Origin of the sequence: Thermoleptolyngbya sp. PKUAC-SCTB121, from assembly GCF_016919485.1 — a bacterium.
GTDB lineage: Bacteria > Cyanobacteriota > Cyanobacteriia > Elainellales > Elainellaceae > Thermoleptolyngbya > Thermoleptolyngbya sichuanensis.
The window spans coordinates 763,231-789,591 of sequence record NZ_CP070366.1 but is presented as its reverse complement, the minus strand read 5'-3'; the positions used below and the strand labels follow the sequence as shown (position 1 = coordinate 789,591).

Sequence of the window (26,361 nt, the reverse complement as noted above, 5' to 3'; positions counted from 1 at the left end):
ATATTAACCGTGCTTGAATATTAATCACCTAATTAATCACCTAGTGCGCTTGAAGCTGAAAATACTCATCGTCTAGCGAAGTTCGCACCAAGAACATGCAGCCGCCCACCGTTTCAGATGGCTCATGCACCGTTCCCTGGCGAGAGCGAATGTAGTCCCCTGCGCCATACACCTCACCGTCAATTCTCAGATCACCATCGAGCATGTAAATCTCTTCGGGAGCCGCATGACGATGAATCGGATAGACTGCACCCGGCTCCGCCTTGAGCAGCGCGGTTACTTCTCGCTTTGCCAGATCTACGTAGAGCGGAGCGACGGAAACACCAGGAACCCGATAGGGCTGCCAGTCAAGGTCGCGACCGCGCACGGTCAGTCGGTTGCCGCTAGAAAACTGGCGCATCAATACCCGTGCGGCAGCAACAGCCTCGCGTACCTGGCGGAATGAAAAGGAGGCGAGCGGTTCTGCGACCGGCGGAGAGGCGGATTCGGACGGGACTGAGCCAGCGGGCTGAACCGTGTCTTGATAAATCCGCTGAAACAGTCGATCCTTCAGATCGGCAGCAGGCGACACCAACTCCAAACTATAGGGCAGCATCGCCACGGTTTCTTCCAGTTCGGCCATTTCAGTGGCCAATTCTGGACATTCCTCTAGATAGTCGTTAATCTGCTGAAGCCCTGCATCGTCTAGCAGCCCAAGGGCGTACAGTGCAGCCAAGTCACACAAGCAGGGGGCGTGATCCATAGTTACTGCTGTCATTATTTCTTCATCCTAGCTTGTGGATTTGGTAAGCGTTCTGACGGTGCTAAACGATTGACCAAGCGTTTTTCTATACTGACCCATGTTTATCTCAATACATCTCAATATCTTTGGATCTCTGCGCTTTGCATCTATGCTCTGCGTCTATGCTTCGTGCTGATGCCTATAGCTGCGCTGCTGGCTATGATGCATCTGTCGCCGCTTGTTGCAGGTGCAAGCCATGTCGGGCCGGAATACCACCTCACAACGTAGGACGGCTATGCTGCTATGCTGCGACCCTGTTGACTAGTGCAAGCCGTGTTGGGCTAATAGCACCGTTCAGCAGCATTGCCGTTGCGCTATGGCTGTGAAATAGCTGCACGATAGTTGCATCATCATATTTTTGGGTTCTGCTTTTTGGATTCTGTGTTTCTATCTACTTGTGTTGCATCCGCACTCTATAGTGTATGCAAGTGTAAGTGTATGCAGCATCTATCTAATGTATGCAGCGTCCAATCTTTTCAGCGTTCTTCCGAGTTTCGGGGGGACCAAAAGGCTCCTTAGAGCTAATTTGTAAAGGAGCCTGAAAGCCTTGTTAATCAAGGATTTCCGAGAAACCGCTTTTCCTGGGCAAGCATGACCTCAAAGCCACACATGCCAAGAGTTTCAGGCTTCTTAAGATTTGCTTCATAAATTAGCTCTAATGTATGCAGCGTCCAATCTTTTCAGCGTTCTTCCGAGTTTCGGGGGGCCCAAAAGACTCCTTACTCTAACAAGTCCTCAATCTAACAAGTCGAGTGCATCAAGCACCTGTCGGAGTTTGTTCAAACCCAGACGGATGCGCGTTTTCACCGTTCCCAGAGATTTTCCGGTCTTGGTTGCGATTTCTACATGGGTCAATCCTTCGTAGTAAGCTAGCTCAAGCACCTCGCGCTGTTCTACGGGCAGTCGCTGCATTGCTGCCAACAGGCGATCGCGCCGTTCATTTATTAATACGTCTTCTGTCGGATCTGAGATCTGTGCTTGGGGGACTGTTTTTGCGGCTTCGGTAGAAGACTCGACAGCTTTGCTGACGCGCTGGAGCGATCGCAGTCGGTCGAGCGAGCGGCTGCGGGTGAGCATGAATAGCCATGCGTCTACCCGTCCACGCTGGGGATCATAGCGCCCTGCCAGCTTCCACACCTGGCTAAACACGTCCAGCACAATTTCTTCTGCCTCTTCGACCGACCCCAAAATCCGAAATGCCAGGGAATACAGCACTCGCGCATAGCGGTCGTACAGGAGGGATAGGGCAGATTGATCCTGCTGGGCGATGCGGGCCAGCAGGTGCGCTTCCTCGGAGGTTGAGGGTTGAGGGGGCATGAGTCAGGATTGGGGGGAGATTAGACTAGCCCATAGCCGAGGCTAAAGCATGAGGCCAAAGCATACCGTCCAGAGCATACAGTCCAGCCTAGCCGCTCAACAGCGCTTCCACAAACTCATAGCTAGAGAAGGGGCGCAAATCTTCAATTCCTTCCCCTGCGCCGATGAAGCGGATGGGCAACCCCAACTGCTGCACGACGGCCAGCGCGATGCCGCCTTTGGCTGTGCCATCTAGCTTGGTTAGCACAACTCCGCTTAGCTGGGCGGCTTCGGAGAACACCTCAGCTTGGCGCAAGCCATTTTGCCCCAGAGTGGAGTCTAACACCAGCAGCGACTCGATACGGGCATCTGGTGCTTTTTTGTCGATGATGCGGCGAACTTTGGCGAGTTCATCCATTAGGTTTTTCTTGTTTTGCAGCCGGCCTGCCGTGTCGATGAGCAGCAGTTCGGTTCCCCGCGCCTGGGCCGCTGTGATTGCGTCGAATACGACGGCGGCGGGGTCGGTGTTTTTGCCAGGGTTGGCGATGACTTCTACGTTGCTGCGATCGCCCCACACTTTCACCTGCTGCACGGCAGCGGCTCGGAAGGTGTCGGCTGCGCCAATCAGGGTTTTGTAGCCCGATTTTTGGGCGATGTGGGCAATTTTACCGATGGTCGTGGTTTTGCCCGCGCCATTAACCCCCGTCATCAGCCAGATGTTGAGGGTGTCCTTTTCGGGAGCAAAGGTGGGACTAACAGGCTTGCCGCCGGGGTTGTCGAGCATGTCTCGCAGGATTTCTTTAAGATAGGCGATCGCCGCTTCGGGGGGCAGAGATTCCTGGCGCAGTTTGTCCTGCAAGCGCTCGATGATCCGATCCGTCGCCTCCACGCCCACGTCTGCCTGGAGCAGCAGCGACTCGATCTCCATCACCGCATCTTGGTTGAGCGGCCCCTGACCGACGATCGCCCGCAGTTGGTTCACCAGGCTGCGTCGCGTCTTGTCGAGTCCCTGGCGCAGGCGCTTGAGCCAGGTAATTTCCTCCAGATCTACTTGGTCGGCCCGGCGGCCCTGGGAGGCTAGCACCTGCGCCGACCAAAGGAAGCTCTCATCCAGGGGAAGATCCGGTTCTGGGGCGGAGTCCGTTGGGCTGGCTGATTCAGTAGCCAGTTTTTCAGCTTCCGCTGCTGCTTCTTGGGCCGCTTCTGCTTTGAGTTGCTCCAGGCGGGCCTGCCGCTCGGCCTCGGCCTGGGCCCAAAAGGGGAGCGGAGCCGCAGCCGTCTCTGGCGCAGTTTCTGGTGCAGTTTCTGGCGCGGTTTCTGGCGCGGCAGCCGTTGATAGTTCGCTGGGCGCTACTGCTTCAGAGGGGTTCGATGCGGTTTTTTCAGCCGCAGATGAATCGGCGATCGCCCCTGACGCGGCTTCGTCCGTCGTAGCGAGTTCTGTAACGGTTTCGGGCGTGGTGGACTCAGCGGTTTCCTGCTGGCGCTTTTGAATATTTTTGTAGGCAGACTTTGCCCAGGCGAGATAGTCTTGGGCGATCGCCGCTTCACCCGCAGCAGCATCGGCAGGCGCTTTCGACTTTGGCGCTGGGGCAGCGCCTTTCTGTGGATCTGGCTCTGCCTCAGCGGGCTGGTTTTCGTATTGACGGTTGAACCAATTAAACGACGACATAGGGAGGGTCAGGGGTTAGGGACATTGCTCTGGATCAGGAGCAAACGCCCAAGAGCGCCTGGAGCCGCTGCATCCAGATTTCCGCTTCATCTATAAGCTAGCTTATAGTGCTTGCGTTTTTCCTAGTGAAGAGATTTCCGCCAACCCGGAACAGGGCAAGGCTGGAAGTGCGGCCCATCGGAACGGCGGCCGGGGAAAGTCTGATAAAGCCTTGGTTTAGAATTAGAACGCTTGGGCTGCGGGTCATCTAAGGGGTCTTCAGGCTTTTTCGAGCTTATCTTCGGGCCTGTCTTCGGGCCTGTCTTCGGGCTTCTCGACCACCCGCCGCAGCACGCCGTTGATAAAGCGATGCCCATCGTCGTCGCTATAGCGTTTGGCTAGCTCAACGGCTTCGTTAATCGCCACTTTGTCAGGAATGCCCATGTATTGAAACTCCGCCACAGCCAGCCGCAGAATATCGCGGTCGATCTGGGGAAGCCGATGAAGCTGCCAGTCTACCATTGCGGCGGAAATAATCTGATCGATTTCGGCGCGGCGGATGCTGACGGTTTGCAGCAGCGCCAGAGTGTAGTCGCGCACTTCCTGATGATTGGCGAGTTGCAGTATTTCCGGCAGTTCGACGGCGGTGCCAATCCGGTTGATGGCTGCTTGAGCCAGTTCCAGCGCTTCTTTCACCATAACGCGGGCGCTGTCGAGATCCTGGGCTTTGGTTTCACTGGCCAATAGGCGATCGCTCCCCCGCTCCACCTCGGCGGCGGCGGTTTCCAGCATGTCGTGAACTTCGCCCGTCAGCGTCCGCACGGCGGCTAGGGCGACGGACTGAAGCTGTTGAGCCTCCAGTTTTTCGGGCTTGGATGGAAGCTGGCTCACGCTCAGCAACGCCAGTTCTCGCGCAATGCGTCGAGCTTGCATGTCGGGTTCTCAATCCTTAAAAAATTCAAGTGGAAACAGAGGGCAGGCTGGCGGAAACGCTCAAACTAGGTCGGATGGCAGCGGCACGGACTGACGCTTGGCTTCGGGGGAGGCGTTTTCAAACGGCGACTCCATCAGTGGTTCATCCAAAACCAGATCGAGGGGACGGGTGTCCTTGGCCGCCGCAGGGCGATCGCCATAGCTGCTCGTTCCTACGTTAGCAGGGTTCAGCCCGCCCGTCGCAAGGGTTCCCGCAGGCGGGTTTCCGGGCGGCAGTCCGCCTGCGGGCAGCGCACTGGCCAGGTTGGGGCCGACAATGCCGCCAGAGACGACCACCTTAAACGCATCTTCTACCGACATTGCCAGGTTGATGACTTCGGTTTCGGGTACGACGGCATACCAGCCCGTCGTGGGGTTGGGGGTAGTGGGAATAAACAGGCTCAGCATCTTGCCCGACAAGGGGCCGGCGATATCGGCGGTGAATGCACTGGTGACGAAGGCGATCGCCCACACGCCGCGTCGGGGATATTCCACCAGCACGACTCGCCGAAAACGGTCGTTCGTGTCGCGCAGCAGCGTTTCCAGCAGTTGCTTCAGGGTTTTGTAGACCGATCCTGCCAGCGGAATGGCTTGCAGCAGACGCTCCCCCACATCCAGCAGCCAGCGTCCGGCAATGTTGCGAGCCATCAGCCCAATGAGCAGGATTAGCGCCAGCGGCACGGTGAAGCCAACTACCAGGTTGAGAAAATCACCCAAAATCGGCGGAAAATCGTTAAACGGGTTGATCTGCTTGGGGATGCGCGTCAAAAAGGCGATCGCCCAGCTTGCGATCGTAAACGACAGCCAGATCGTCGTAGCCAGCGGAATCACCACCAGCAGACCTGCGATCAGGTCGTTTTTCAAATCCTGCTTGAAGCGTTGAAGAACGGACAACCCAGTATCTCCCTAATAAACAAGCCGAGGATAAACAAACCGAGATAGATAAGCCGAAGGTGAACAAAGCGAGTGAAAAAGCGGCTGTGAAAAGCAGTTGTAGGAAGCGGCCGTAAAAAGCGTTTGTAAAAAAGTATCTGAATCTACAATCTAGCAGGTTAAGGCAGGGTTATCAGTGCTGCTTTAGAGAAGCCTGTTATGCGAGGACTGCCGTTCTCAGCTAGCACGTTACTTTATTTGTACGGTTTGTAAAGAATTATTTCAAGTTTCGGGGATACATTCTCCGCTTCTCAGGAGATGCTTTTGAGAATGTTTTCAGCTTATGCGGTTGGCGAAGGGCGATCGCCCGACTCAGCGGCCTCTGCCTGTTGCACGGTCGTATCCAGGCCAGATTTGGCGAATCCCGACTCTACTGGTGGAGAGGCAACCTGCGGGTGGGTCGTCGCCTGCTGCAACTCCCAGACCTTGAGCAAAATCAGGTATTCGTAAAAGGCTTGCAGAACGCACCAGGTAAACCCCGGCCCGCCATCCCGCCATCCCCCTAGCCCAAAGTACATGTAGAGAAACCGCAGCAGCGGCCGACCGGGCAGGCGGTGGGATAGGTCTTTTAGGGCGCGGCGACGCTCCACCTCCGAAGCTCCCCAAAAGAGCGATCGCCAGTTCACGGTTCCCTGCTGTAACTGCCGCAGGGTTTCCGCCGCTTCATCGGAGGAATAGCGATTGTGCTTGTCGATCCAGCGGCTAAAACCCTTGCTACAAGTGTAATGCGGATAGGTTTCCTGCAAAAAGCCGGTGGGCCCGTTGCAGACCTCACGCTCGGCGTGACCGTAGTCCTCAAACCAGACCTTGCCGTGGCGCAGCAGCCGGAGCTGATAGCGGGGATACTGCGTGCTGCGACGAATCCAGCGGTTCATAAACATCACCCGCTCGGCGACATAGTAGCCCACCCGCTCCTCAGACTGGATCACACGGCAGCACTCTTGAAACAGCGCCGGAGTCATCCGCTCGTCCGCCTCTAGGATATAAATCCAGGGGTGCTTGGGCGGAATGGACTCCAGCATCCAGGTGCGCTGCTTGCCGTGGCTCTCGAAGGCGTGCTGGACAATCCGAACCGGATGGCGCTCGGCAAACTGGGCGGCGATTTCCAGCGTGCGATCGCCACTACAGGAATCCACCACCACCACGTCGTCCGACAGCAGCGCCGACTCCAGGCAGTCCGCGATGTCGATCTCTTCGTTGTAGGTGAGGATATAAATCGAAAACATCGAGACGCTTTGCTGCCAAACCGCTAATCCAGCGATTTTAGCCCTGTCCAGCCAATAATGATGTAGCCTACTGCCAGCACCAAACTACCCAGCCCAATTCGCAGACCCGACTTGATGGATTCGGTGCGAGCCGTCGCCTGGGCATCTTCCTTGCGAGTGCGGATTTCAGTCTGTCCCCGCGAGCGGAGTTCCTGCACCCGCTCCTGCAAAAACGGCTCCAGCCGCTCTGGATTTTGCTTAAACTCCCGAATTTGATTTGCCTGCTCCTGGTTGATCTGGTTTGCCTGCACCGCCTGATTGATTTGCTCGTCGCTAGCATTGAGCAGTTGAGCAATCTGGGCCCGCTGCTGCTGTAATGCCGTCGCCAGACTTTGATCGAGTCGTCCTTCGGCCTGCTCGGCTTCCTGGTTGATCTGCTCTTGGGCGGCTGCATTGTTGAGCCGCAGATTGTTGAGATGCAGCGGGAACAGCAGCACATAGATCAGCCCCAGCAGGCTGGCCAACAGCAGCGCCCAAAATCGCAGATCCCGATTCCGCCCTGATCGTCGCTCCTCGATCGCCCCGGTGGCATGGTCAATCCAGTACCCTGCAAACAGCAGCGCCAGCCCCACCAACGGCACGATGCCCCGATCGACAAACTGGGTCGTAAAGGCAAGCTGCCATTGGCGATCGAGCAGTCGATAGGGAATCGGCAGAATAAAGAAGTCAATCAGCGCAGAGAGCGTGATGATGATTCCGACTGTTTTCAGAATGCGGGAAGCCAGTGGAGCAGTAATGCGGCCAGCAGGTTTAATCGATGTCATAACGGTAATTTCGATTTGTTGGGATTCACAAGATTAGGGGTGAACAAAAACCAACCTGCCCGCATCAGCCTATCGTGAGGGTTCACAGGTCGGTTTCATTGGTCGGTTTTACAGGTGAGTCTCACAGGTGAATTTTACGGGTCGGTTCATACAGGTCGGTTCATACAAGACACAGGTAAATCAGCCGTTGCAATTTCGCGTTTGCCATTCTCAGACTGGTCATTCTCGGAATCTTTAGGGATAGCGATATTCAGCGACTTTCAGAGACAAGGTTGATTGCGTTGCTCAGAGACAGCGACCCGTTGGAAACGGCAGTTATTTGCAGTTATTTACAGAGACGGCGTTGGACGAGCGCGATCGCGCTTGAGGAGCGAGCTTTGTCAAAGCTTGGGAAAGCGAAGCCTTGGGAAAAATGAGATGCTTTTGCACAGGTGCCCATCGGTCAATTAAACACCAAACAGGATGCAAGTCTGAAAAAAAATAGCGGTTCTATCGTGCTTTTCAGCTTGTACCGATACGCTTGTCGGAGTGGTGACATTGTGGTGTAAGCGAGGGAACGCATGACTCGACAGGTTGAAGTATTGCCGGATGTGGCAGGCATTGTGAATCGGGCGCTGGCGCTAATTTTGGAGCGGGCCGAAGCGGCGATCGCCCAGCGGGGAACCTTCTCGATTGCGCTGTCGGGAGGCAGCACGCCCAAGCCGCTATACGAGGCGATCGCCCAGCAGCCCCTTCCCTGGGACAAAATCCAGGTCTTTTGGGGTGACGAGCGCTACGTCCCGCCCGATCATCCCGACAGCAACGAAGGCATGGCCCGCCGCGCGTGGCTCGACCATGTGCCTATTCCCGCTGCCAATATCCATCCAATGGACACGACCCCTGCCGACCCGACAGTTGCGGCTGATTTGTATGAGCAGCATTTGCAGCAGGTCTTTCAGCTTGCACCTGGGGACTTTCCATCGCTGGACGTGGTGCTGCTGGGCATTGGCGACGATGGGCACACCGCCTCCCTATTTCCCCACACGAAGGCGCTGACCGTGGGCGATCGCCTGATCACCGTCGGCAACAAAGACGACCAGCCCCGCATCACCTTCACCGCGCCGCTGATCAACCACGCTCGCTGCGTCATCTTCCTCGTCGCCGGAGCCAACAAGCGCCCCGCCCTGACCCAAATCTTCGCCCCCGAAGGCGATGCAGACACCTACCCCGCCCGCCTGATTCAGCCCGCAGGCGAACTCTGGTGGCTCCTCGACCAAGCTGCCAGCATTCCCGTTCCCTAACTAGACGGGATGTGTAACTTTACAATCTGCCCCCATCCCCCAACCCCTTCTCCCGAACTGGTAGAAGGGGAGGAGGAGAGGCTTGAAGTCCCTCTACCAGACTGGGAGAGAGCTCAACGCTCTCGGCATACCAAAAAAGGTGAAGGGGGATCGGCAAAGTTGTACATAGCGTTAACTAGCAGCGCCAAGAGGATCTTTCCGCACCGTCGCTCAACGCAATCGCCAACTGAAGCCCATGCCATGCGAAGCGGCCTTCGGACTCACCAAAACGTCCTTAGGAGGGGGTGTGGGGGACGCTTCGTCCCCTGCAAAAGGGGGTTTGGGAGATATCCCCCAAGGCTGTTGGCTCGGAACTCAGAACCCCCGCAAAACCAGCCTAATCCCCCAAGGCTGTTAGCTCGGAACTCAGAACCCCGCAAAACCAGCCTAATCCCCCAAGGCTGTTAGCTCGGAACTCAGAACCCCCGCAAAACCAGCGCTATTCCTGAGAGAAATTCCAAAGTTTGATAACAAGCCCGCCCCTCAATCCCAGTTTCCCCTTACCCGTTGTCCCTCTGGTCTGATACCTTGATGGGGTAAATGATTTTGCGCCATTTGTGATTTCTGGACGATCAGCTTCATCCGCGCCGGAGATCACGAAGCGGGCGGTGCAGCGAGGGCTATGGCGTTAATTGTTCAGAAATACGGCGGGACATCGGTCGGCACGGTTGAGCGGATTCAGGCAGTCGCCCAGCGCGTCATGCAGACTGTCCAAGCGGGGAACTCGGTCGCAGTAGTGGTGTCTGCAATGGGCAAAACCACCGACGGACTGGTCAAGCTGGCATCGGAAATCTCCAGCAACCCCAACCGCCGCGAAATGGACATGCTGCTATCCACAGGTGAACAAGTATCCATCGCCCTCCTGAGCATGGCGCTTCAGGAACTCGGCCAACCTGCCATCTCCCTCACAGGCGCACAGGTCGGCATCGTTACCGAGTCGATTCACTCCCGCGCCCGCATTTTGCGAATCGAAACCGATCGCCTAGAGCGGCATTTGCAAAAGGGCGAGGTCGTCGTCGTAGCGGGTTTTCAGGGCATCACTGATTCGGTAGATTTGGAAATCACCACGCTGGGGCGCGGCGGCTCCGACACTTCGGCCGTGGCCCTAGCGGCAGCGCTGCGGGCCGATGCCTGTGAAATTTATACCGACGTGCCAGGGATTTTGACTGCTGACCCACGGCTTGTACCCGATGCCCAGTTAATGGACGAAATCACCAGCGACGAAATGCTGGAACTGGCCAGCCTGGGCGCAAAGGTGCTGCATCCCCGCTCGGTGGAGATTGCTCGCAACTACGGCGTGATGCTGGTGGTGCGCTCTAGCTGGACGGATGATCCGGGTACTCGCGTGATGTCGCCTCTGCCCCAGCCGCGATCGCTCGATGGGTTAGAAATCGCCCATCCCGTTGATGCGGTCGAGTTTGACACGGATCAGGCCAAGGTCGCCCTCTTGCGCGTGCCCGATCGCCCCGGCATTGCTGCTCGTTTGTTTGGCGAAATCGCCTCCCAAGCGCTGGATGTAGACTTGATTATCCAGTCCATCCACGAGGGCAACAGCAACGACATTGCCTTCACCGTCACCCGCAACTCGCTAAATCGGGCAGAGGCCGTTGCAGCGGCGATCGCCCCGGCCCTGCGCTACGACCCATCGCCCACCTCCGGCGAAGCAGAAGTGATGGTGGAACGGGACATGGCCAAGGTCAGCATCTCTGGCGCAGGCATGATCGGTCGCCCCGGCGTGGCAGCACAGATGTTTGAAACGCTGGCGACGGCGGGTGTGAATATTGAAATGATTTCCACCTCCGAGGTGCAGGTGAGCTGCGCCATTCGTGCCGAAGACTGCGATCGCGCTCTGGCCGCCCTGTGCAGCGCCTTCGAGGTCACCTCTTCGCCCGTCAACCAGGCCCAAAAATCCCTCGCCTATGCCGATGCGCCGCCCGTGCGCGGGGCCGCCCTCGACCGCAACCAGGCCCAGCTTGCCATCCGCCATGTGCCCGATCGCCCCGGCATGGCCGCTCGTCTGTTTCGCCTGCTGGCCGATCACAACATCAGCGTAGATATGATCATTCAGTCCCAGCGCTGCCGCCTGGTCAACGGCATGGTGACGCGGGATATCGCCTTTACTGTGGCGAAGGGCGACGTAGATGCAGCCAAAGCGGCCCTAGAAGCAGCCGCCCCCGACTTGGGCTGTGGGGAGATAGTGGTGAATCAGGCGATCGCCAAAGTTAGCATCGTTGGTATGGGCATGGTCGGCCGCCCCGGCATCGCGGCTCGCATGTTTGAGGCACTGGCTCAGGAGCAGATCAACATCCAGATGATCGCCACATCGGAGATCAAGATTAGCTGCGTAGTGCCAGAAGAAGATGGCATCCGCGCTCTGCAAGCCGTTCACGCGGCCTTCGGACTGGCGGGTACAGAGCGCGTGGAAGTGCCTGCTTAGTTGTTCAGAGTTCTCTAGTGCTTGGCCCGCAGAGCCTCCACGTCGAACAGGCTGATCAGCACGCCCGCCACCGGAATCGCCAGAAATAGCCCCAACAGCCCCGCCACTCGCACCCCCACCAGCAGTGCCAGAAACATCACCACCGGGTTCATATTGATCGACCCCTGCATGATTTTGGGCATCAGCACATTTTCCTCCACCTGTTGCAGCAGCACGCAGCAGACTAGGATCAGCAGGCTGAGCCAGATGCCTTGGGGCAAAAGGATGAGGCAGATGAGGCTAATGCCCAGGGTTGCGCCGATGCCGGGGATCAGGTCAAAAAAGCCGGCGATCGCCGCCAGCAGCAGCGCATAGGGCGCATTCACTAGCAGAAAAATCACCAGACACGACAGCGCAAAAAACAGCGACAGCAAAAACCGTCCCCAAAAAAAGCCCAGCAGGTTTTGCTGCACGGCATCCGTCAGGCGGGGCTGGAGCGAGGCCGGAAACCGACACACAATCCAGCGCCAGAGGCGATCGCCATCCAGCAGCATAAAAAAGCTGACAATGCCAATCAGCAACAAATCCAGCAATCGTTGCAGCAGCACTTGCAGCCCAATGAGGGACGTTTTCGCTGCCTCGATTGTTTGGGATTGCAGCAAATTCTCCAGGGCTGAAAAATCTGCCTGGAGATTGAACCGCTGCAAAAACTCTTCCACCTGCTCCAACGAGTTCAGCAGCACTGCCGCAATGCCGGGAGCCTGAGCCAGAAGCGCCTGCCCCTGCGACAGCATGGCCGAGCCAATCGTAAACACAAACCCCGCCAGCAGCAAGAGACTCAGCAAAAACACGGCCACCGCTGCCGCTGGACGAGGCAGCCAGCGCTGGAGCCACCGCATGGGATAGCTAAGCAAAAATGCCAGGATTGCCGCAAAGGTGAAGATGACAATTACCGAGGAAAAATAGGCAAGCACCTGGGCGATCGCCCAACCCAGCAACAGCAGCAGCAAATAGCGCAGCAGCTTAGCATTGTTCAACTGCGACCACAGCGTCTGCATTGGCTGATCGTCCCGATTCACGGCAGTCCCACCCTCCCTATCCATGGCGCAGTCGAATTGTGGAGAAATCGGCAATAATATAGTTTGCAATGCGCCCTAAAACACCGCGCAACAGCTTCCACAATTGGAATATGTGAGACGGGAAATTGTCTCTCGCTGAGACCCTGCTCAATCTAGCAGCATACGGCAGGCTCTAGGGTTAGAGCGATATTCCTTTCGAGCGACATTTTTCGAGCGACATTTCTCCATTTCTGACCCATCCTCGTTCCCCCTCTCCCCATCACGCTATGCAAACTGTTGACACGCCGCAAGCGATCGCCCACATGGACGACACCAAGCAGGGTCTTCCAGTCACTATCATCACGGGCTTTTTGGGTAGCGGCAAAACCACCCTCCTGAACCACATTCTGACCAATCAGCAGGGGCTAAAAACCGCCGTGCTGGTCAACGAATTTGGCGAAATTGGCATCGACAACGAGCTGATTGTTGCCACCGACGGTGACGACAGCATGGTGGAACTGAGCAACGGCTGCATCTGCTGCACGATTAACAACGACCTGCTAGAAGCCGTTTATAAAATCCTGGAACGCCCCGAAAAAGTAGACTATCTAGTCGTGGAAACCACTGGACTGGCTGACCCGCTGCCCGTCGCCCTCACCTTTTTGGGAACAGAACTGCGCGACCTGACCCGCCTCGACTCGATTGTGACCGTGGTAGACGCGGCCAACTACAGCCTGGATCTGTTCAACAGCGATGCCGCCCATAACCAAATTGCCTACGGCGATATCATCTTGCTCAACAAATGTGATCTAGTGGACGAAGCCGATTTGGACGCACTAGAGATTAAAATTCGTGATGTCAAGGAAGGCGCACGGATTCTCCGGACGACCAATTCGCAGGTGCCGCTGCCGCTGATCCTTAGCGTGGGCCTGTTCGAGTCGTCCCAATATTTCAAGCCGGAGAATGACGAGCATTCCCACGCCTCCAGTCATGATCACGCGCATGACCACACGCATCATCACGATCATCATGATCACGCGCATTCCGATCACGGGCATGATCACGACCATTCCGCTTGCGACCATGATCACGGCCACTGTGTCCACGATCATGATCATGACCATCATCACCACCATTCCAATCATCTGGAGGTTGATGGATTTACCTCGGTGTCTTTCCAGAGCGATCGCCCTTTCGCCATCAAGCGGTTCCAACATTTCCTCGACAACCAAATGCCCGCCAACGTCTTCCGCGCCAAGGGCATCCTCTGGTTTGACGAAAGCCCCAAGCGCCATATCTTCCACCTCAGCGGCAAGCGCTTTACCCTCGACGACAGCGAGTGGAAAGGCACACCCAAAAACCAGATCGTGCTGATTGGGCAAGGTCTGGATCGCGAAACGCTGCTAGAGCAGATCAAAGCCTGTGTCTGCCTGCCGACGGTTGCTCGCGGCCGCGGCTTTGGCAAGTAAGCCAAACTTTCTAGCAAACTCATTTCCCAATCAAAAAATCGACGAATCCAGCGCGAAACCAGCAGCGGCCAGACGGCCATTCAACTGCTGGTTTTGTGTTTTTTAGGCAGCCTCCGTTAGATTTCCAGGCTTCCGAAAAACCTCGTATCTTGACTGGAAAACCGTAGATTAAAACTTGGATTCTGTTGTATGATGACTTTTCATAAGGATAAGTCAGTATCCCGAGCGATGAACCGTGGATTAATTGCCAAGGCGCTATTCATCCCTTCACAAGACCGTCATTACTTCTAAGGAGAACCTAATGGTTGCAAACTTTAAACTGCGATCGCCCAAGAAACTTCTGGCCCTAGCCGCAACAGGACTTAGCCTCAGCATGGCGATCGCCGCTTGCACCCCCAGCAGCACAGACACCGCCAGCAGCCCCGCCGCAGGGGAAAGCACCCCCGCCGCCGCCGCCCCTGCAAAAGTTGAGATCACGCTGGTCAGCTACGCCGTTACCCAGGCTGCCTACGAAAACATCATTCCTCAATTCGTCGCCAAATGGAAAGCGGAAAAGGGGCAAGATCTCGTAATTAACCAAAGCTATGCTGGCTCTGGAACCCAAGCTCGCGCCGTGATTGACGGTCTGGAAGCAGACGTGGTTGCCCTCGCTCTCGCCCTCGACATCCAGAAAATTGAAGAAGCTGGTCTGATCAACGAAGGCTGGGAAAAAGAGCTGCCCAATGACTCTATTGTTCACAAATCGGTCGCAGTGCTAGTGACTCGTGAAGGCAACCCCAAAAACATCCAGGACTGGAGCGACTTGGCCAAAGACGGCATTCAAATTGTGACTGCCAACCCCAAAACTTCTGGCGGTGCCCGCTGGAATTTCCTCGGCGCGTGGGGTTCCGTAACGCAGAACGGCGGTACGGATGAGCAAGCGCTGGAGTTGACCACCAAGCTCTTCCAAAACACGCCGATTTTGGCGAAGGATGCTCGCGAATCGACCGACATCTTCTTCAACCAAGGCCAGGGTGATGTGCTGATTAACTACGAAAACGAAGTGCTGCTGGCCAAGATTAAGGGAGAAGAACTGCCTTACGTAGTGCCTACAACCAACATTTCGATTGACAATCCCGTTACCGTTGTAGACGCCATTGTCGATAAGCGCGGCACGCGGGAAGTGGCAGAAGCCTTTACGCAGTTCTTGTTTACGCCTGAGGCGCAGGAAGAGTTTGCCAAGGTCGGGTTCCGTCCATCTGATCCAGCAGTTGCAGAGAAGTTTGCTGACCAGTTTGGCAAAGTCGATAATCTATTTACCGTAGCTGATTTTGGCGGCTGGGACGATATTCAGGCCAAGTTCTTCGCGGATGGAGCAGTGTTTGACCAGATTCAGGCCAAGCTGGGCAAATAGGTGTAGCGTTGTCAGGTGCCTGTATGCGCCGGAGATTCTTTCGAGTGATACAGGCACTTTTAGCAAAGTTAATTACATTCATTTGCTGCGCGACTGGCTTAAGCTGCTCCCGCCGTGTAATTGCCACTGACCGTCTGTTTGCCCCTGGGATCTCCGGCTTTTCTTAAATCAACGCTGTATCATGACTGCCTCTCCTACAAATCCTAGACCCGTTAAGGGCGATCGCTCTTTTTGGTATCGCCTCACCCATTTGTCCTGGCCCTGGCGCGTCACGTGGGTTTATCTATCATTCATGCTGTTTTTGCCCGTGACTGCCATGCTGCTCAGCGCCAGCACGGTCGGCCCGGCAGAGTTTTGGCGCATTGCTACCACTGATATCGCCCTTTCCACCTACAGCGTCACCTTTGGCACGTCCCTGGCCGCCGCCCTGCTCAACGGCGTCTTTGGCACGCTTATTGCCTGGGTGTTTGTGCGCTATGAATTTCCCGGTAAGCGAATGATTGATGCGGCAGTGGACTTGCCTTTTGCCCTGCCGACCTCAGTGGCAGGTCTGACGCTGGCCACGGTCTATAGCAATAACGGCTGGATCGGCTCCTTCTTTGAACCCTTCGGCATCAAAATTGCCTTTACACGTCTGGGCGTGTTTGTGGCGATGGTGTTCATCTCGCTGCCGTTTGTGGTGCGGACGCTCCAGCCCGTGCTGCAAGAAATGGAAAAAGAAGTCGAAGAGGCGGCCTGGTGTTTAGGCGCGTCGTCTTGGCAGACCTTTTGGCGCGTGCTGCTGCCGCCGCTGCTGCCGGCCATTCTGACGGGGGTGGCGCTGGGCTTTTCGCGGGCGGTGGGCGAATACGGTTCCACGGTCATTGTGGCGGGCAACGTGCCGTTTCAGGACTTGATTGCGCCCGTGCTGGTGTTTCAGCGGCTAGAACAGTATGACTATGCCGGAGCAACGGTGATTGGCACGGTGCTGCTGCTGATTTCACTGCTGATGCTACTGGTGATCAATTTGCTGCAAGCCTGGGGGAGGCGCTATGCGGACTGATGCGGAACTGTTTAACACGCCGGACGCTTCATCGGGCCGCAGGGTTGCCCCTCGCAGCCAGGGGGCGTGGGTGAAGTGGGTGCTGATCGGCATTGCGGTGCTGTATCTGACGCTGATTTTGTTTATTCCGGCGCTGAATGTGTTTGTGCAGGCGTTTCGCAATGGACTGGGGCCGTTCTTTTCCAACCTAGTGTCGCAGCCGTTTTTGAATGCGGTGAAGCTGACGCTGCTGATCGCGGCGATCGCCCTCCCCATCAACACAATTTTTGGACTTTGCGCGGCCTGGGCGATCGCCCGTCATCAGTTTCCCGGCCGCACGCTGCTGCTCAGCATCATCGACATTCCCTTTGCCATCTCGCCTGTGGTGGCGGGTCTGATGATTGTGCTGCTGTATGGGCGAAACGGCTGGTTTGGCCCGTGGCTGCAAGCCAACGATCTGCGGATTATCTTCGCCGTGCCGGGGATGGTGCTGGCGACGATGTTTGTAACGATGCCGTTTGTGGCGCGGGAGGTGATTCCGGTGCTGGAGGAAGCGGGCACCGATCAGGAAGAGGCAGCGAAAACCCTGGGCGCAAGCAACTGGCAGACCTTTTGGCGGGTAACGCTGCCTAATATCCGCTGGGGCTTGCTGTATGGCTTGATCCTCACCAATGCGCGGGCGATGGGCGAGTTTGGCGCGGTGTCGGTGGTGTCGGGGAATATCATCGGCAAAACCCAAACCCTGCCGCTCTATGTGGAAGAGGCCTATAAGCAGTACAAAACGCCTGAAGCCTATTCCGCAGCCGTCTTGCTGGCGTTTTTGGCCGTGATCACGCTGGTGTTAAAGGAAATTGTGGAGCGCAAGACGCGCATTAAAGACGTTGAGGAGTAGCACCTGTGCTGCCGAATAGCGCTGAACAGTCTCGCTCTGTGGTTTTGAATCCGCTGCTCGTCAGACCTCATCGAACTATAGGAGATTTAGCCATGACTGTACCCACGACCTCGATCGCCCATTTTGATGGGGATAGCCTTGCCGACGGAGGCGATCGCCCCACCCAGACCCGCATCCGCGTCCGCATTCCCAAGCAATATCATGAAGAACCCGTCATTTCCCGGCTAGTTTCCAAGCACGGGCTGACGGTGAATATTTTGGCGGCGCTGCTGGGGGCAAATGCCCGCGATGACGGCTGGTTTGACCTAGAGCTGCGCGGCCCCGCCCAGAACATTCAAAGCGCCCTGATCGACCTGAACGATCTAGATTTGGAAATCTGGCAGGGGGGCGATCGCCCTGACGGTTGGTGATCCGATTTTGGATTGCCGATTTTGGGTTTTCTTTGGATTTACGATTTTTGGCCAGATGAGCGTTTGCAGGGCTGCTGGCGATCGCACTGGCAGCATCGACAATTGCTACATAAGCCGTCAAACGTGCATAAAAAACAAAAAATAGCCAGCCCTAAAGCAGGCTGGCCGGGTTCGCTGTGTTGGAAAGAGATGTGATGCTAGGAGAACGAAGTCACTGGCAGACTGCCTGAATGAACAGCCGAAGTCGTCAGTGCGATCGCTTTGCAGAAATCTCTGTAAAGTAATGTAACACTATCACCCCGACAGCGCAACATTTCGCAATAAATTTGCCGCCTGCTAGATTTGCCAATCCAAAATCGTCAATCCAGGGGGCGGCAATCCAAAATCACCAATCCAAAATCCACACCGCCGTTCTACTGCCGGGGCGTGAGCGATGCCCCCAAGGCCTGCGACACCCACACTTCAAAGTTGCGAACGGGGCTGCGGCGTATCTCTACGGCGGGGTCTGCCATTGGCTCCACTAGGATGGTGAACATGCCCAGGCGATTGCCCGCTAGCACATCGGTAAACAGGCGATCGCCCACCATCGCCACCTGTTCAATTGGAATGCCCATTGCCTCCACGGCCTGCCGCAGTTTGCGCCGCGAGGGTTTGCCTGCGCCCAGCAAGTAGGGCAGATCAAGCGAGTTGGCAATGCTGCTGATGCGCGATTTGCTGATATTGTTGCTCACCAGCCAGATCGCAGTTGTGGGACGCAGTTGCGCCACCCACTCGCGCAGTTCTCCAGAGGTTTGAGCCACCCGAATCGGCACCAGCGTTTCGTCCACATCCAGCACTAGCCCCCGCAGGTTGTATTGCTGCAATAACGCTGGGGTCAGCGCCAAGATGCTGCTGCCCAACACCAGGTCAGGTTGTAAGAGTTTTCCCCAGGACATTGTTTTTGCGTAAGGGCGAATTGGGGCGCGATACCGATTCTCAATTTTGGATTCGCGATTTGGGATGGCTAGTCAAGCAGTTGCAAAGCTTCTAGCAGTTTCACTCGTCGCTCCGCTCAGGAGAATTGATATTGCGATTGCTTGGCTAACAACCCAGCCTAAATTCTACCTGGTAGATCTGGTGCCGTTGGATGATTTTCCGTGACGTTGGAACTTTAGTTTTTCCGAGTTAGTTTTGCCGAATTAGTTTTGCCAAGTTAGTTTTGCCGAGTTAGTTCCGCATCGACTGCTCGCTTGGCGGCTTCGTGTTCGGCGAGCGTCCGGCTAAAGATATGCGTACCGTCGTATCGCGCCATGAAAAACAGATATTCCGTATCGCCAGGATTCAGCGAGGCTTCCAGACTGGCCAAACCCGGTGCGGCGATGGGCGTTGGCGTGAGGCCAGGGTTGATGTAGGTGTTGTAGGGCGAGGGCTGGCGCACCTGGGCGTAGGTCAGCGGCTGCTCAACGGTTTGCCGGATGCCCAGCCCATATTCTACCGTGGGGTCCGCAGCCAGAGGAATACCCTCGCGCAGCCGCCGCGCAAACACGCTGGCGATGGTGGGACGCTCGTCCTGGACGACGGCTTCTTTTTCAACAATGCTAGCCAGCGTCACCCATTCCATGAAGCTATAGGGCGATCGCCCTTCGTCATAAATCGGCAGGGCGACTTGCTCAAATCGGCGAAGCATTTGGTCAATTGCCAACTCAGGCGTAAGCTCTCCCGCAAACTGGTAGGTATCGGGAAACAGAAAGCCCTCCAGCATGGGCAGATTTTCGGGTAGCCACGGAAAGCGATCGCGTGGGATGTCTTGTGTGGCGGCCATGAATTCCTCAGCGGGGAAGTAGCCCTGCTCCTCGAAATACTCCGCCATTTGGCGAATCGTCCAGCCTTCGGGAATGGTGAAGCTGTTTTGCACGACTTCGCCCCGCCAGATCTGATCGGCAATCGCGGGCAACGGCTCAGCGGGCGAGAGGGCGTAGGTTCCTGCTTGAAAGCTACCCGGCCGGTTTTGCAACGTTTGCCAGCGCGTCCACAGGTTCCATGCCTCAGTTGAACGGATGATGCCTTTGTCTTTTAGGGTTTCGCCAATTTGCTGGGCGGTGCTGCCTTCGGGAATTTCGACCTGCACGGCTGCGTCTTCTGGAGGGTTGCCACTATGGGTCGCCTGAGTTGCCGGGGCGATCGCCCCCAGCCACCAGCGCCAGCCCTGCCAGCCGCCCAGCAGCAGCGCCACCAGCACCAGCGCCAGCAGGATTACCCCCTTAGACCATCCAGAAAATTGTTTGACCGACATTGTTGTTTTCTCCAAACCCAGAGCTGCTGAACCCAGAGTGTTGGGGCGATCGCCCTGCGGGTTTCTACATTAAGCACCGGAACGCAGTCTAAACCCTAGTCTAGCGAGAGTCTACGAGTCTAACGGCGGCAGCCCTACGATCCGCCTCCCGATCGATTAACGAACTGATAACGAGCTGACTGATAAGACGGCCGGCGGGTTCCACCGCTAGGCTTTTTGTGGGGCGATCGCACACGTTAACGGATTAACCAAATCAGTTCACCAAATCAGCTAACGCCTCTCCAAAGAACAAAGAACTCATCCAAGGATTACGCACCCCAAATTACTCAAACGAGTCAAACAACTGCTCCTCTAGCTGCGGGCGGATTGCCTGAAACTCTTCTGGAGAGAGCAATTCAGGTTCACCGCTAGCGTTGACGCGGGCAAAGAACATGAGCGGATCAAGGGGCGTGCAAACGTCGTATTCCTGCTCTTCGTGATAGAAGGAGGTCAGCCGCTGAAACTGCTCAGAATCCACCAGGCCGCCTTCTTCGCCCACGTCAATCGTGATTACGTCTTCTTCGGAAACATCGGGCAGGTCGCCCACCGCCGTCAGCGTATAGGCCGTGCGCTTGAGGGTCAAATCTTGTTCTGCTAGCACAGCCCGAGCGGTTTCAAAAATCTCTTCAATCTGAGTATCGGCCAGGTCAACAAGCGTCTCTGCATCTTCGTCTTCGTCGTCTTCCCAGGCAAAGATTTCAATCGGCGAATCGACTGGCAGCAGCAGCAGGTAGGCTTGTCCGTCTACTTCAACCGAATGCTCCACATAACAAACGAGCGATCGCCCGGCCTCGTCTGTCAGGCTGACGGTAGGCAACTCCTCTTCCAAATCGCCCTGGTTTGTCTCAAAGTCATCATTATTTTTCCCGACCTTTGCCATGCCAATATCCTTAAAAAAACTTCTCCAGCAAGAGTTCACAAGCGCATTGCTACTGAAAACTTTACCGCATCGCTGCGCCGCAATTGATGAAAAGGTGGATTCTGGTGGACTCTTCGGCGGATAGAAAACAGGAGCAGCTTTGGATTTTGGGTTTTGGGTTTTGGATTTTGGATTCTGAGTCTTGGATTTGTAGCCCCTCGGATCGGGTCGCAGGCTAGGTCTGAGTGGGCGATCGCCCGTCTAGCCACTGTTGCAAGATAATGGCGGCGGCTTTGCGGTCGATCAGCGCCTTGTTGTGGGAGGGCGATCGCCCCTCCGCATGGATTAATTCCTCAGCGGCATAGGAGGTCAATCGCTCGTCTACATATTCCACAGGTAGATTCAGCGCCGCTCCCAGCCGCTCAGCAAACCGCTGCACCTGCCGCGCCTGCGCCCCCACTTCGCCATCCAGCTTGTAGGGCATTCCCACCACCAGCACCGTTGCCCGCCGCGCCTCGACCAGCTTCCGCAGCCGCGCCACATCTTCGGCAAAGGATCGCCGCTCGATCGTCTCTAGACCCGTGGCAATCAGCCCCGTGCCGTCGCAGCCCGCTACGCCGATGCGCTTCCTGCCCACATCCAGCCCCAGCGCCGAGATCCGCGTCATGCTGTAAAACTTAGTTGAGATCAGTGAGTTGAGAGCTAGTTGAGATCTGGTTGAGATTCAGTGCGAATCTTGGTTGAGATTCAGTTGGGAGCTTTAGTTGGAATCTTTAGACAGCCCCGGCGGCTTGGTGTCGGACTTACCGTTGCCGTTGCCCGACTCCAGCGAGAAGCGACTGGGCACTGGCTTTCGCACGGGCTGGAGATTTTGCAGCACGTCGGTTAGTTGCAGCCCCTCTAGCGGCTTGGCTTCCCGCAGCTTGTGCCACACCGAGCGCGACATCATCAGCGTATGGTGGGTTTGCTCTGCACCCAGTTGTTGCAAAAAGTCTTCCCGCTCCGGCTGATAGTCGGCCGAATCAACAATGAGCGCCTGCTCCGGATAGCCCCGCACCACCTGCGCCATCTGGCAAAATAGCTCTGGATAGAGCCAAGTGTAGGCCGGGTGAACCGTTAGCTTGGCTTCGTGGGGGTGGCTGCCGTCTTTACAAAGTTGCAGCCGAAAATAGCCAATCGCTGCTTTGCGCTGCGGCTCGAACACGTAGCCGCTAACCACCTGCACCGGAGTTAGCCAACTTCCCACCCCGTCCGTGACGCTGCCCAGCAGACCAGTCTTGAAATCGGTGATGTGGCGATCGAACACTTGACGGACGTGGGGCGGCATCGAGGCCGTGTCCAGTTGGCACAGCAGCCCTGCGTCGGCGTTGCCCACAGGCAGCAGGTTGGGCAAATCGGGCTGTCGCTCGGCTAGGGCTTGCCACAGATCAGGGGCGATCGCCCAGTAGGTCATCTGCGCCAGCGGTTGAAAGCCTGTTTTGCGACATAGCCCAATCACTGAGTTGTCGTTGACATCCACTTCAATCAGCCAGGTACGGGCTTCCCAAATGGCTTGCAGGCAGTAGCGCAGGAGTTGGGAACCCACGTCCATCAGCGAGGTTTGTCTGAATTCGCCGGGAGAATATTGCCCGACCGCAATTTGCTCAATCCGCCAAGTGCTGCGTGTGCGGTTGAACGGTGAAACCTGAATCACCCCGCGCACCTGATCGTCTTGCTCAGCAACGTAGGTTGAAAGCAGATGTTGCAGCGGATTGGGGAACAAACTCAACCCCTTGAGCAGCCCGTACCAGCGTCGGAGCTGCTGCACTCGCTGCGTCACCTCCAGACGGTTGCTCTCAGTGTCCGTTTCTAGTGCATCCAGCATCAACCGCTCCACGACTTCCAGGTCGCGGCGAAGCAGCGGTCGAATTTGCAACTCAGGAGTTTCCGCAGGAGATGAGGCCATCAGGGTTTGAATAATTGCACTGACTCTATGCTATATCCGAATCACGGGTTAGGGGAGGGTTTGCGGTGACAGGGAATTGGGGCGGTGGGACGATGGGGGAGTTCGCCCAAATATTCAAATTAATACTCAATGAATCCTCAAACTGGGCGAATCCTCAAACTGGGCGATCTTGCACAAACCCTGCGGGGAGAACGATTAGCGTGTTCCCCTGGCGACCGACGACGTGAACCGTCTGCCCAACGGCGATCGCCACGTCCGAAACCTGGCTGCGGGCTGACCAAATCGTGCCTTCATAGGTCACCTCCCCAACCCCGCCGCGTGGAATCGTCACAGAAACCTGTGCCTCGCTCGGAGCCGCCAGATCTTTGGACGATTGGGGCACTAGCCCGCGCATGACAATCGCCAGCGCCACCGACAAAATGCCCCACAGCATCATCTGAAGGCCGACGCTGGGCAGGCTGAGGGCGGCGATTGAGGTAATAATGGCCGCAATGCCCAGCGCTGTGATGGTTGGCTCAAACACCAGCAAATTCAAAAAAAGGCAACACATTCCTCCCACCAGCCAAAGCAGGTAGGCAGGCTGATTGAAGACGGACTGCATCATGGTAGAAAGCTCCCGCGCATGGAAGACGGCAGACCGGGAAAGGAGGAGGATTTGGGAGCAGGCCAGCCGCTATGTTTCAAGACTACACGCTGGCGATCGCCAATTACAGGCAGCCCCGGCGAAAGGCTTCAATGTGCGATCTCAGTCTGGGCGATCGCCGGTAAAGCGGGGTTTAGCAAACTGCCAGGAATCAGCAGTCGCTCAAGGACGTGAGCAGAAGGAAGTTCCGACTCACTTGACTAGACTCGCTTGACCAGACTCGCTTGACTAGAATAAACGGTATTGCAGTATCGGGTTGGATCATCCCTATGGCACACAACCTGCTCAGCGACGACGCAATCGTGACGGAACTGGACATCAGCCATCTGGTTACCGAGGACGACACACCAGTGGACAATTTTCAATCCGAAAAACAGCAACGACTCCTGGTGGAACCGCTGTATAGCTCCTGGTCACCAGGAATCCCATTTATTGCCGCCGCCAATGTGGGGGTGTTCTATGCCCTCAAGCAAGATCCGATTGTTCCCGATGCGATGCTGAGCTTGGGGCTGGAAATGCCAACAGATTGGAGCCAGAAGCAAAACCGCTCCTACTTTGTCTGGGAGTTTGGCAAAGTGCCGGATGTGTGCATTGAAATTGTCTCCAACCGAGAAGGAGATGAGCTAGCGCTGAGCCGTAAATCTCAGCAAAAGGGCAAAACCCTGAGCAAGAAAGACCTCTATGCCCGCATTGGGGTGCCCTACTACGCTGTGTTTGATCCTCTGGAACAGCTTCAGGCTCCAGAAGAGATGGATGGATCGCTGCTGCAAGCTTGGGCTTTGAGGGAGGGACGATATCACCTCTTGCAGCCGCCCATCTGGTTAGAAGCGGTGGGGTTGGGGTTGACGCTCTGGGAGGGCGAATTTGAAGGAGTAAGCGGACTGTGGTTGCGCTGGTGCGATGCTCAAGGGCAAGTGATTTGGACTGGAGCAGAGGGACAAAACGCCGAACGCCAGCGGGCAGAAGCCGAACGCCAGCGGGCAGAAGCCGAACGCCAGCGGGCAGAAGCCGAACGCCAGCGGGCAGACAGACTGGCGGAGCGACTGCGGGCTATGGGCGTTGACCCAGATGAGGTTTGACCGCTCGAAGTCCTCTTCCTGGGAGGACCAAGAGCTGTGTGGTGTGGGATTTGAGCGATCGCCCACCCCATGTTTCCGTCCCGCCTTCCACACCGGGCTTGACTCTCCAGCAAACTGGAGAATCTAGAGTGGAATAACGTCTCTGATCTCAACTTGTAGACTTTAGATTCACATTGACCGATGAACCTCAAAAAAGCGAACGTCAAAGCAAATATCCAAAAGACCCTCCTCGCGGTCGTTTTTGCTGGAAGCCTGGGCTTAGCTGCCTGTAGCCACGACTCTGGCCACCAGAACAGCCAGTCCACCGCTCCCGCAACAATGGGTCACAATATGGGCGGCATGGATCACAGCAGCATGAGCTTGGGGCCCAAGGACGACTCCTTCGACCTGCGGTTTATCGACGGCATGATCCCCCACCACGAAGGCGCAGTGCTGATGGCGCAAGAAGCGCTGGAAAAGTCCAGCCGTCCTGAAATTCGCACCCTCGCCGAAGCCATTCTCCGTGTCCAGGAACAGGAAATCAGCCAGCTTCAGGCCTGGCGCAAGGCGTGGTATCCCAATGCAGGCGATCAGCCCGTGATGTGGCACGACAGCATGAACCACATGATGCCTATGACCCCAGAAATGCGCGACGCGATGAGGATGGCGGGCGACCTTGGCGCGGCGGATGACCAGTTCGATCTGCGGTTTATCGAGGCGATGATTCCGCATCACGAAGGGGCATTGGTGATGGCGCAGGAGGCGCTGGAAAAGAGCGATCGCCCTGAACTCCGCCAGATGGCAGAAGAAATCTACGCTTCCCAAAAGCAGGAAATTGAGCAAATGCAGGCCTGGCGCAAAGCTTGGTACGGGAAATAGCGTCCCTATTACCTATCTCAACGTCACGTCCCACTCTCTGAGGTTTCACACTAGACCTCTTGCGTGAATCGTTGGGCGACGGTGCTGCCCAACGATGCACGTTTCCAGAAAAGCATTGATGCAATAGGTTTACTGAAGTCTCAAAACATCAAGACACGCAACCGCCTGAGAAAATTGCTCAGTCAGCAGATTGCCTGTCCTGATTCGTCACCGTTGGCACGTATGTATTAAGTGAGGGACGCTGCCCTCGTTTGGATTCTTTTGGCGCAGACCAGCTTAGGCAATGCGGCAACGATGTAGGCAGGCGACCCGGTTGCTGTTTCTCTCCTCACCCCCTCCCTGAGACTCATGGCTAAGGCGCTTTCCCATGTTGCGGTTTACACGTTAGCGGCGCTGGCCGCCCAAGATGCACCCCAGGCGGCGATCGCCCAATCGCTGCAAATCGACGCGCCGCCGATGCTGGTTGGGCTGGCCGCACCCCAGGATCTCTTGCAGGCGATGGTCTCCGTCTACGCCACGATTGCCCCGCCAGAGGTTGCGGCGATGGGTCTGGAAGAATGGGCAGACTCGGCAGGAGCAGTGATGGCGGCACCCGTCGCGCCAGTGGAATTTGCTGATCCTCTGGCGATTCGCGAAGTGATCCGTGCGGAAATCGCCCCTCTGCCCCAGCCGCTCGCCGCGAATCGCGAAGCGATCCCTGCGGGAATCGCGCCACCCGAAGTCCTCGACCGGGCGATCGCCCCCCTAGCGCCCCTAGCGACCCAGGATCTTCTGCGATGGCAACCGCCATCTGCGCCCTGTGTAGCGATTCGTGAAGCGATCCGTGCGGGAATCGCCCCGCCAGAACCCCTGTTCGAGGAACCCATCGGGTTAGAAGCATCTATGCCCCTGTTTGATCCTTGGATCGACGCAGAAGAACTGAGCCTGCTAGATGCCGAATGGTGGCAACTCCAGCACCAGAACGACCTTTGGGATCTGCTGGCGGATCTGCCTGCGGATGGGCCAACAGGCTACTGGGGATAACGC

23 protein-coding genes and 1 pseudogene are annotated in these 26,361 nt (G+C 56.5%); 10 read left to right on the top strand and 14 right to left on the bottom strand.

The features are described 5' to 3' along the window. Positions 1–40: 40 nt before the first annotated feature. From JTM80_RS03305 to JTM80_RS03275, 7 genes and pseudogenes are all read right to left on the bottom strand, one after another. Positions 41–757 (bottom strand): cupin domain-containing protein, encoded by a 717-nt coding sequence (locus tag JTM80_RS03305; RefSeq protein WP_205370582.1) that lies wholly within the window; start codon positions 755–757, stop codon positions 41–43. A gap of 759 nt (positions 758–1,516) precedes the next feature. After that, complete coding sequence (locus JTM80_RS03300) at positions 1,517–2,098, bottom strand: sigma-70 family RNA polymerase sigma factor (protein ID WP_172354150.1); 582 nt, start codon at positions 2,096–2,098, stop codon at positions 1,517–1,519. Between the two features lie 88 nt (positions 2,099–2,186). Continuing rightward, positions 2,187–3,749 (bottom strand): signal recognition particle-docking protein FtsY, encoded by a 1,563-nt coding sequence (ftsY, locus tag JTM80_RS03295; RefSeq protein WP_172354149.1) that lies wholly within the window; start codon positions 3,747–3,749, stop codon positions 2,187–2,189. A 258-nt stretch (positions 3,750–4,007) separates the two neighbouring features. After that, positions 4,008–4,661: a transcription antitermination factor NusB gene (nusB, locus tag JTM80_RS03290; RefSeq protein WP_205370581.1), complete on the bottom strand. Its 654-nt coding sequence runs from the start codon at positions 4,659–4,661 to the stop codon at positions 4,008–4,010. Between the two features lie 285 nt (positions 4,662–4,946). Further along, positions 4,947–5,594: pseudogene (locus tag JTM80_RS03285) on the bottom strand (DUF502 domain-containing protein); the annotation flags it as partial. Between the two features lie 320 nt (positions 5,595–5,914). Further along, on the bottom strand, positions 5,915–6,859 hold the full coding sequence (locus tag JTM80_RS03280; RefSeq protein ID WP_172354146.1) for a glycosyltransferase family 2 protein: 945 nt from the start codon (positions 6,857–6,859) through the stop codon (positions 5,915–5,917). A gap of 23 nt (positions 6,860–6,882) precedes the next feature. Further along, positions 6,883–7,662 (bottom strand): HpsJ family protein, encoded by a 780-nt coding sequence (locus tag JTM80_RS03275; protein WP_172354145.1) that lies wholly within the window; start codon positions 7,660–7,662, stop codon positions 6,883–6,885. 560 nt (positions 7,663–8,222) lie between these two features. Between JTM80_RS03275 and pgl the strand changes: the two genes are divergently transcribed. Then, complete coding sequence (pgl, locus tag JTM80_RS03270) at positions 8,223–8,942, top strand: 6-phosphogluconolactonase (protein ID WP_172354144.1); 720 nt, start codon at positions 8,223–8,225, stop codon at positions 8,940–8,942. A gap of 661 nt (positions 8,943–9,603) precedes the next feature. After that, positions 9,604–11,418, top strand: a complete 1,815-nt coding sequence (locus JTM80_RS03265) for an aspartate kinase (protein WP_172354143.1) — start codon at positions 9,604–9,606, stop codon at positions 11,416–11,418. Positions 11,419–11,432: 14 nt separating this feature from the next. Here the strand turns inward: JTM80_RS03265 and JTM80_RS03260 are convergent, their stop codons facing one another. After that, the gene (locus tag JTM80_RS03260; protein WP_172358797.1) at positions 11,433–12,455 is read right to left on the bottom strand and encodes an AI-2E family transporter; all 1,023 of its coding nucleotides are present in this window, start codon (positions 12,453–12,455) and stop codon (positions 11,433–11,435) included. Positions 12,456–12,742: 287 nt separating this feature from the next. Here JTM80_RS03260 and JTM80_RS03255 point away from each other — a divergent pair, with 287 nt between their 5' ends. The 5 genes from JTM80_RS03255 (at position 12,743) to JTM80_RS03235 (ending at position 17,640) form a co-directional block, all read left to right on the top strand. Further along, the gene (locus tag JTM80_RS03255; RefSeq protein ID WP_228721711.1) at positions 12,743–13,924 is read left to right on the top strand and encodes a GTP-binding protein; all 1,182 of its coding nucleotides are present in this window, start codon (positions 12,743–12,745) and stop codon (positions 13,922–13,924) included. 301 nt (positions 13,925–14,225) lie between these two features. Beyond that, complete coding sequence (locus JTM80_RS03250) at positions 14,226–15,317, top strand: sulfate ABC transporter substrate-binding protein (RefSeq protein WP_172354142.1); 1,092 nt, start codon at positions 14,226–14,228, stop codon at positions 15,315–15,317. A 181-nt stretch (positions 15,318–15,498) separates the two neighbouring features. Further along, the gene (gene cysT, locus JTM80_RS03245; RefSeq protein ID WP_205370579.1) at positions 15,499–16,359 is read left to right on the top strand and encodes a sulfate ABC transporter permease subunit CysT; all 861 of its coding nucleotides are present in this window, start codon (positions 15,499–15,501) and stop codon (positions 16,357–16,359) included. Further along, entirely contained in the window at positions 16,349–17,230 is an 882-nt protein-coding gene (cysW, locus tag JTM80_RS03240) for a sulfate ABC transporter permease subunit CysW (RefSeq protein ID WP_172354140.1), read from the top strand. The genes cysT and cysW overlap by 11 nt, the downstream gene beginning before the upstream one ends. 92 nt (positions 17,231–17,322) lie before the next feature. Then, positions 17,323–17,640 (top strand): NIL domain-containing protein, encoded by a 318-nt coding sequence (locus JTM80_RS03235; protein WP_172354139.1) that lies wholly within the window; start codon positions 17,323–17,325, stop codon positions 17,638–17,640. 413 nt (positions 17,641–18,053) lie between these two features. Here the strand turns inward: JTM80_RS03235 and JTM80_RS03230 are convergent, their stop codons facing one another. From JTM80_RS03230 to JTM80_RS03205, 6 genes are all read right to left on the bottom strand, one after another. Beyond that, positions 18,054–18,575, bottom strand: coding sequence for a YqeG family HAD IIIA-type phosphatase (locus JTM80_RS03230; protein ID WP_172354138.1), 522 nt, complete (start codon positions 18,573–18,575; stop codon positions 18,054–18,056). 257 nt (positions 18,576–18,832) lie between these two features. Next, on the bottom strand, positions 18,833–19,912 hold the full coding sequence (gene mltG, locus JTM80_RS03225) for an endolytic transglycosylase MltG (protein WP_172354137.1): 1,080 nt from the start codon (positions 19,910–19,912) through the stop codon (positions 18,833–18,835). Positions 19,913–20,234: 322 nt separating this feature from the next. After that, complete coding sequence (locus JTM80_RS03220) at positions 20,235–20,831, bottom strand: DUF3727 domain-containing protein (RefSeq protein ID WP_172354136.1); 597 nt, start codon at positions 20,829–20,831, stop codon at positions 20,235–20,237. Positions 20,832–21,045: 214 nt separating this feature from the next. Next, complete coding sequence (gene ruvX, locus JTM80_RS03215) at positions 21,046–21,477, bottom strand: Holliday junction resolvase RuvX (RefSeq protein WP_172354135.1); 432 nt, start codon at positions 21,475–21,477, stop codon at positions 21,046–21,048. A gap of 93 nt (positions 21,478–21,570) precedes the next feature. Then, the gene (locus tag JTM80_RS03210) at positions 21,571–22,755 is read right to left on the bottom strand and encodes a GNAT family N-acetyltransferase (protein WP_172354134.1); all 1,185 of its coding nucleotides are present in this window, start codon (positions 22,753–22,755) and stop codon (positions 21,571–21,573) included. A gap of 154 nt (positions 22,756–22,909) precedes the next feature. After that, the gene (locus tag JTM80_RS03205; RefSeq protein WP_172354133.1) at positions 22,910–23,359 is read right to left on the bottom strand and encodes an NfeD family protein; all 450 of its coding nucleotides are present in this window, start codon (positions 23,357–23,359) and stop codon (positions 22,910–22,912) included. A gap of 308 nt (positions 23,360–23,667) precedes the next feature. Between JTM80_RS03205 and JTM80_RS03200 the strand changes: the two genes are divergently transcribed. The 3 genes from JTM80_RS03200 (at position 23,668) to JTM80_RS03190 (ending at position 26,358) form a co-directional block, all read left to right on the top strand. Further along, positions 23,668–24,477 (top strand): Uma2 family endonuclease, encoded by an 810-nt coding sequence (locus JTM80_RS03200; protein ID WP_205370578.1) that lies wholly within the window; start codon positions 23,668–23,670, stop codon positions 24,475–24,477. A gap of 180 nt (positions 24,478–24,657) precedes the next feature. Beyond that, on the top strand, positions 24,658–25,335 hold the full coding sequence (locus JTM80_RS03195; RefSeq protein WP_172354131.1) for a DUF305 domain-containing protein: 678 nt from the start codon (positions 24,658–24,660) through the stop codon (positions 25,333–25,335). 348 nt (positions 25,336–25,683) lie between these two features. Then, positions 25,684–26,358 carry a hypothetical protein gene (locus JTM80_RS03190; RefSeq protein ID WP_205370577.1) on the top strand — a complete coding sequence of 225 codons (675 nt, stop codon included), beginning with the start codon at positions 25,684–25,686 and terminating at the stop codon, positions 26,356–26,358. Positions 26,359–26,361: the final 3 nt, after the last annotated feature.

Excerpts from the sequence above, each read along its gene's own strand:
- JTM80_RS03305 (WP_205370582.1), bottom strand. The coding sequence starts at position 757 with ATGACAGCAGTAACTATGGATCACGCCCCCTGCTTGTGTGACTTGGCT.
- JTM80_RS03300 (WP_172354150.1), bottom strand. The coding sequence starts at position 2,098 with ATGCCCCCTCAACCCTCAACCTCCGAGGAAGCGCACCTGCTGGCCCGC.
- ftsY (WP_172354149.1), bottom strand. The coding sequence starts at position 3,749 with ATGTCGTCGTTTAATTGGTTCAACCGTCAATACGAAAACCAGCCCGCT.
- nusB (WP_205370581.1), bottom strand. The coding sequence starts at position 4,661 with ATGCAAGCTCGACGCATTGCGCGAGAACTGGCGTTGCTGAGCGTGAGC.
- JTM80_RS03280 (WP_172354146.1), bottom strand. The coding sequence starts at position 6,859 with ATGTTTTCGATTTATATCCTCACCTACAACGAAGAGATCGACATCGCG.
- JTM80_RS03275 (WP_172354145.1), bottom strand. The coding sequence starts at position 7,662 with ATGACATCGATTAAACCTGCTGGCCGCATTACTGCTCCACTGGCTTCC.
- pgl (WP_172354144.1), top strand. The coding sequence starts at position 8,223 with ATGACTCGACAGGTTGAAGTATTGCCGGATGTGGCAGGCATTGTGAAT.
- JTM80_RS03265 (WP_172354143.1), top strand. The coding sequence starts at position 9,604 with ATGGCGTTAATTGTTCAGAAATACGGCGGGACATCGGTCGGCACGGTT.
- JTM80_RS03260 (WP_172358797.1), bottom strand. The coding sequence starts at position 12,455 with ATGCAGACGCTGTGGTCGCAGTTGAACAATGCTAAGCTGCTGCGCTAT.
- JTM80_RS03255 (WP_228721711.1), top strand. The coding sequence starts at position 12,743 with ATGCAAACTGTTGACACGCCGCAAGCGATCGCCCACATGGACGACACC.
- JTM80_RS03250 (WP_172354142.1), top strand. The coding sequence starts at position 14,226 with ATGGTTGCAAACTTTAAACTGCGATCGCCCAAGAAACTTCTGGCCCTA.
- cysT (WP_205370579.1), top strand. The coding sequence starts at position 15,499 with ATGACTGCCTCTCCTACAAATCCTAGACCCGTTAAGGGCGATCGCTCT.
- cysW (WP_172354140.1), top strand. The coding sequence starts at position 16,349 with ATGCGGACTGATGCGGAACTGTTTAACACGCCGGACGCTTCATCGGGC.
- JTM80_RS03235 (WP_172354139.1), top strand. The coding sequence starts at position 17,323 with ATGACTGTACCCACGACCTCGATCGCCCATTTTGATGGGGATAGCCTT.
- JTM80_RS03230 (WP_172354138.1), bottom strand. The coding sequence starts at position 18,575 with ATGTCCTGGGGAAAACTCTTACAACCTGACCTGGTGTTGGGCAGCAGC.
- mltG (WP_172354137.1), bottom strand. The coding sequence starts at position 19,912 with ATGTCGGTCAAACAATTTTCTGGATGGTCTAAGGGGGTAATCCTGCTG.
- JTM80_RS03220 (WP_172354136.1), bottom strand. The coding sequence starts at position 20,831 with ATGGCAAAGGTCGGGAAAAATAATGATGACTTTGAGACAAACCAGGGC.
- ruvX (WP_172354135.1), bottom strand. The coding sequence starts at position 21,477 with ATGACGCGGATCTCGGCGCTGGGGCTGGATGTGGGCAGGAAGCGCATC.
- JTM80_RS03210 (WP_172354134.1), bottom strand. The coding sequence starts at position 22,755 with ATGGCCTCATCTCCTGCGGAAACTCCTGAGTTGCAAATTCGACCGCTG.
- JTM80_RS03205 (WP_172354133.1), bottom strand. The coding sequence starts at position 23,359 with ATGATGCAGTCCGTCTTCAATCAGCCTGCCTACCTGCTTTGGCTGGTG.
- JTM80_RS03200 (WP_205370578.1), top strand. The coding sequence starts at position 23,668 with ATGGCACACAACCTGCTCAGCGACGACGCAATCGTGACGGAACTGGAC.
- JTM80_RS03195 (WP_172354131.1), top strand. The coding sequence starts at position 24,658 with ATGAACCTCAAAAAAGCGAACGTCAAAGCAAATATCCAAAAGACCCTC.
- JTM80_RS03190 (WP_205370577.1), top strand. The coding sequence starts at position 25,684 with ATGGCTAAGGCGCTTTCCCATGTTGCGGTTTACACGTTAGCGGCGCTG.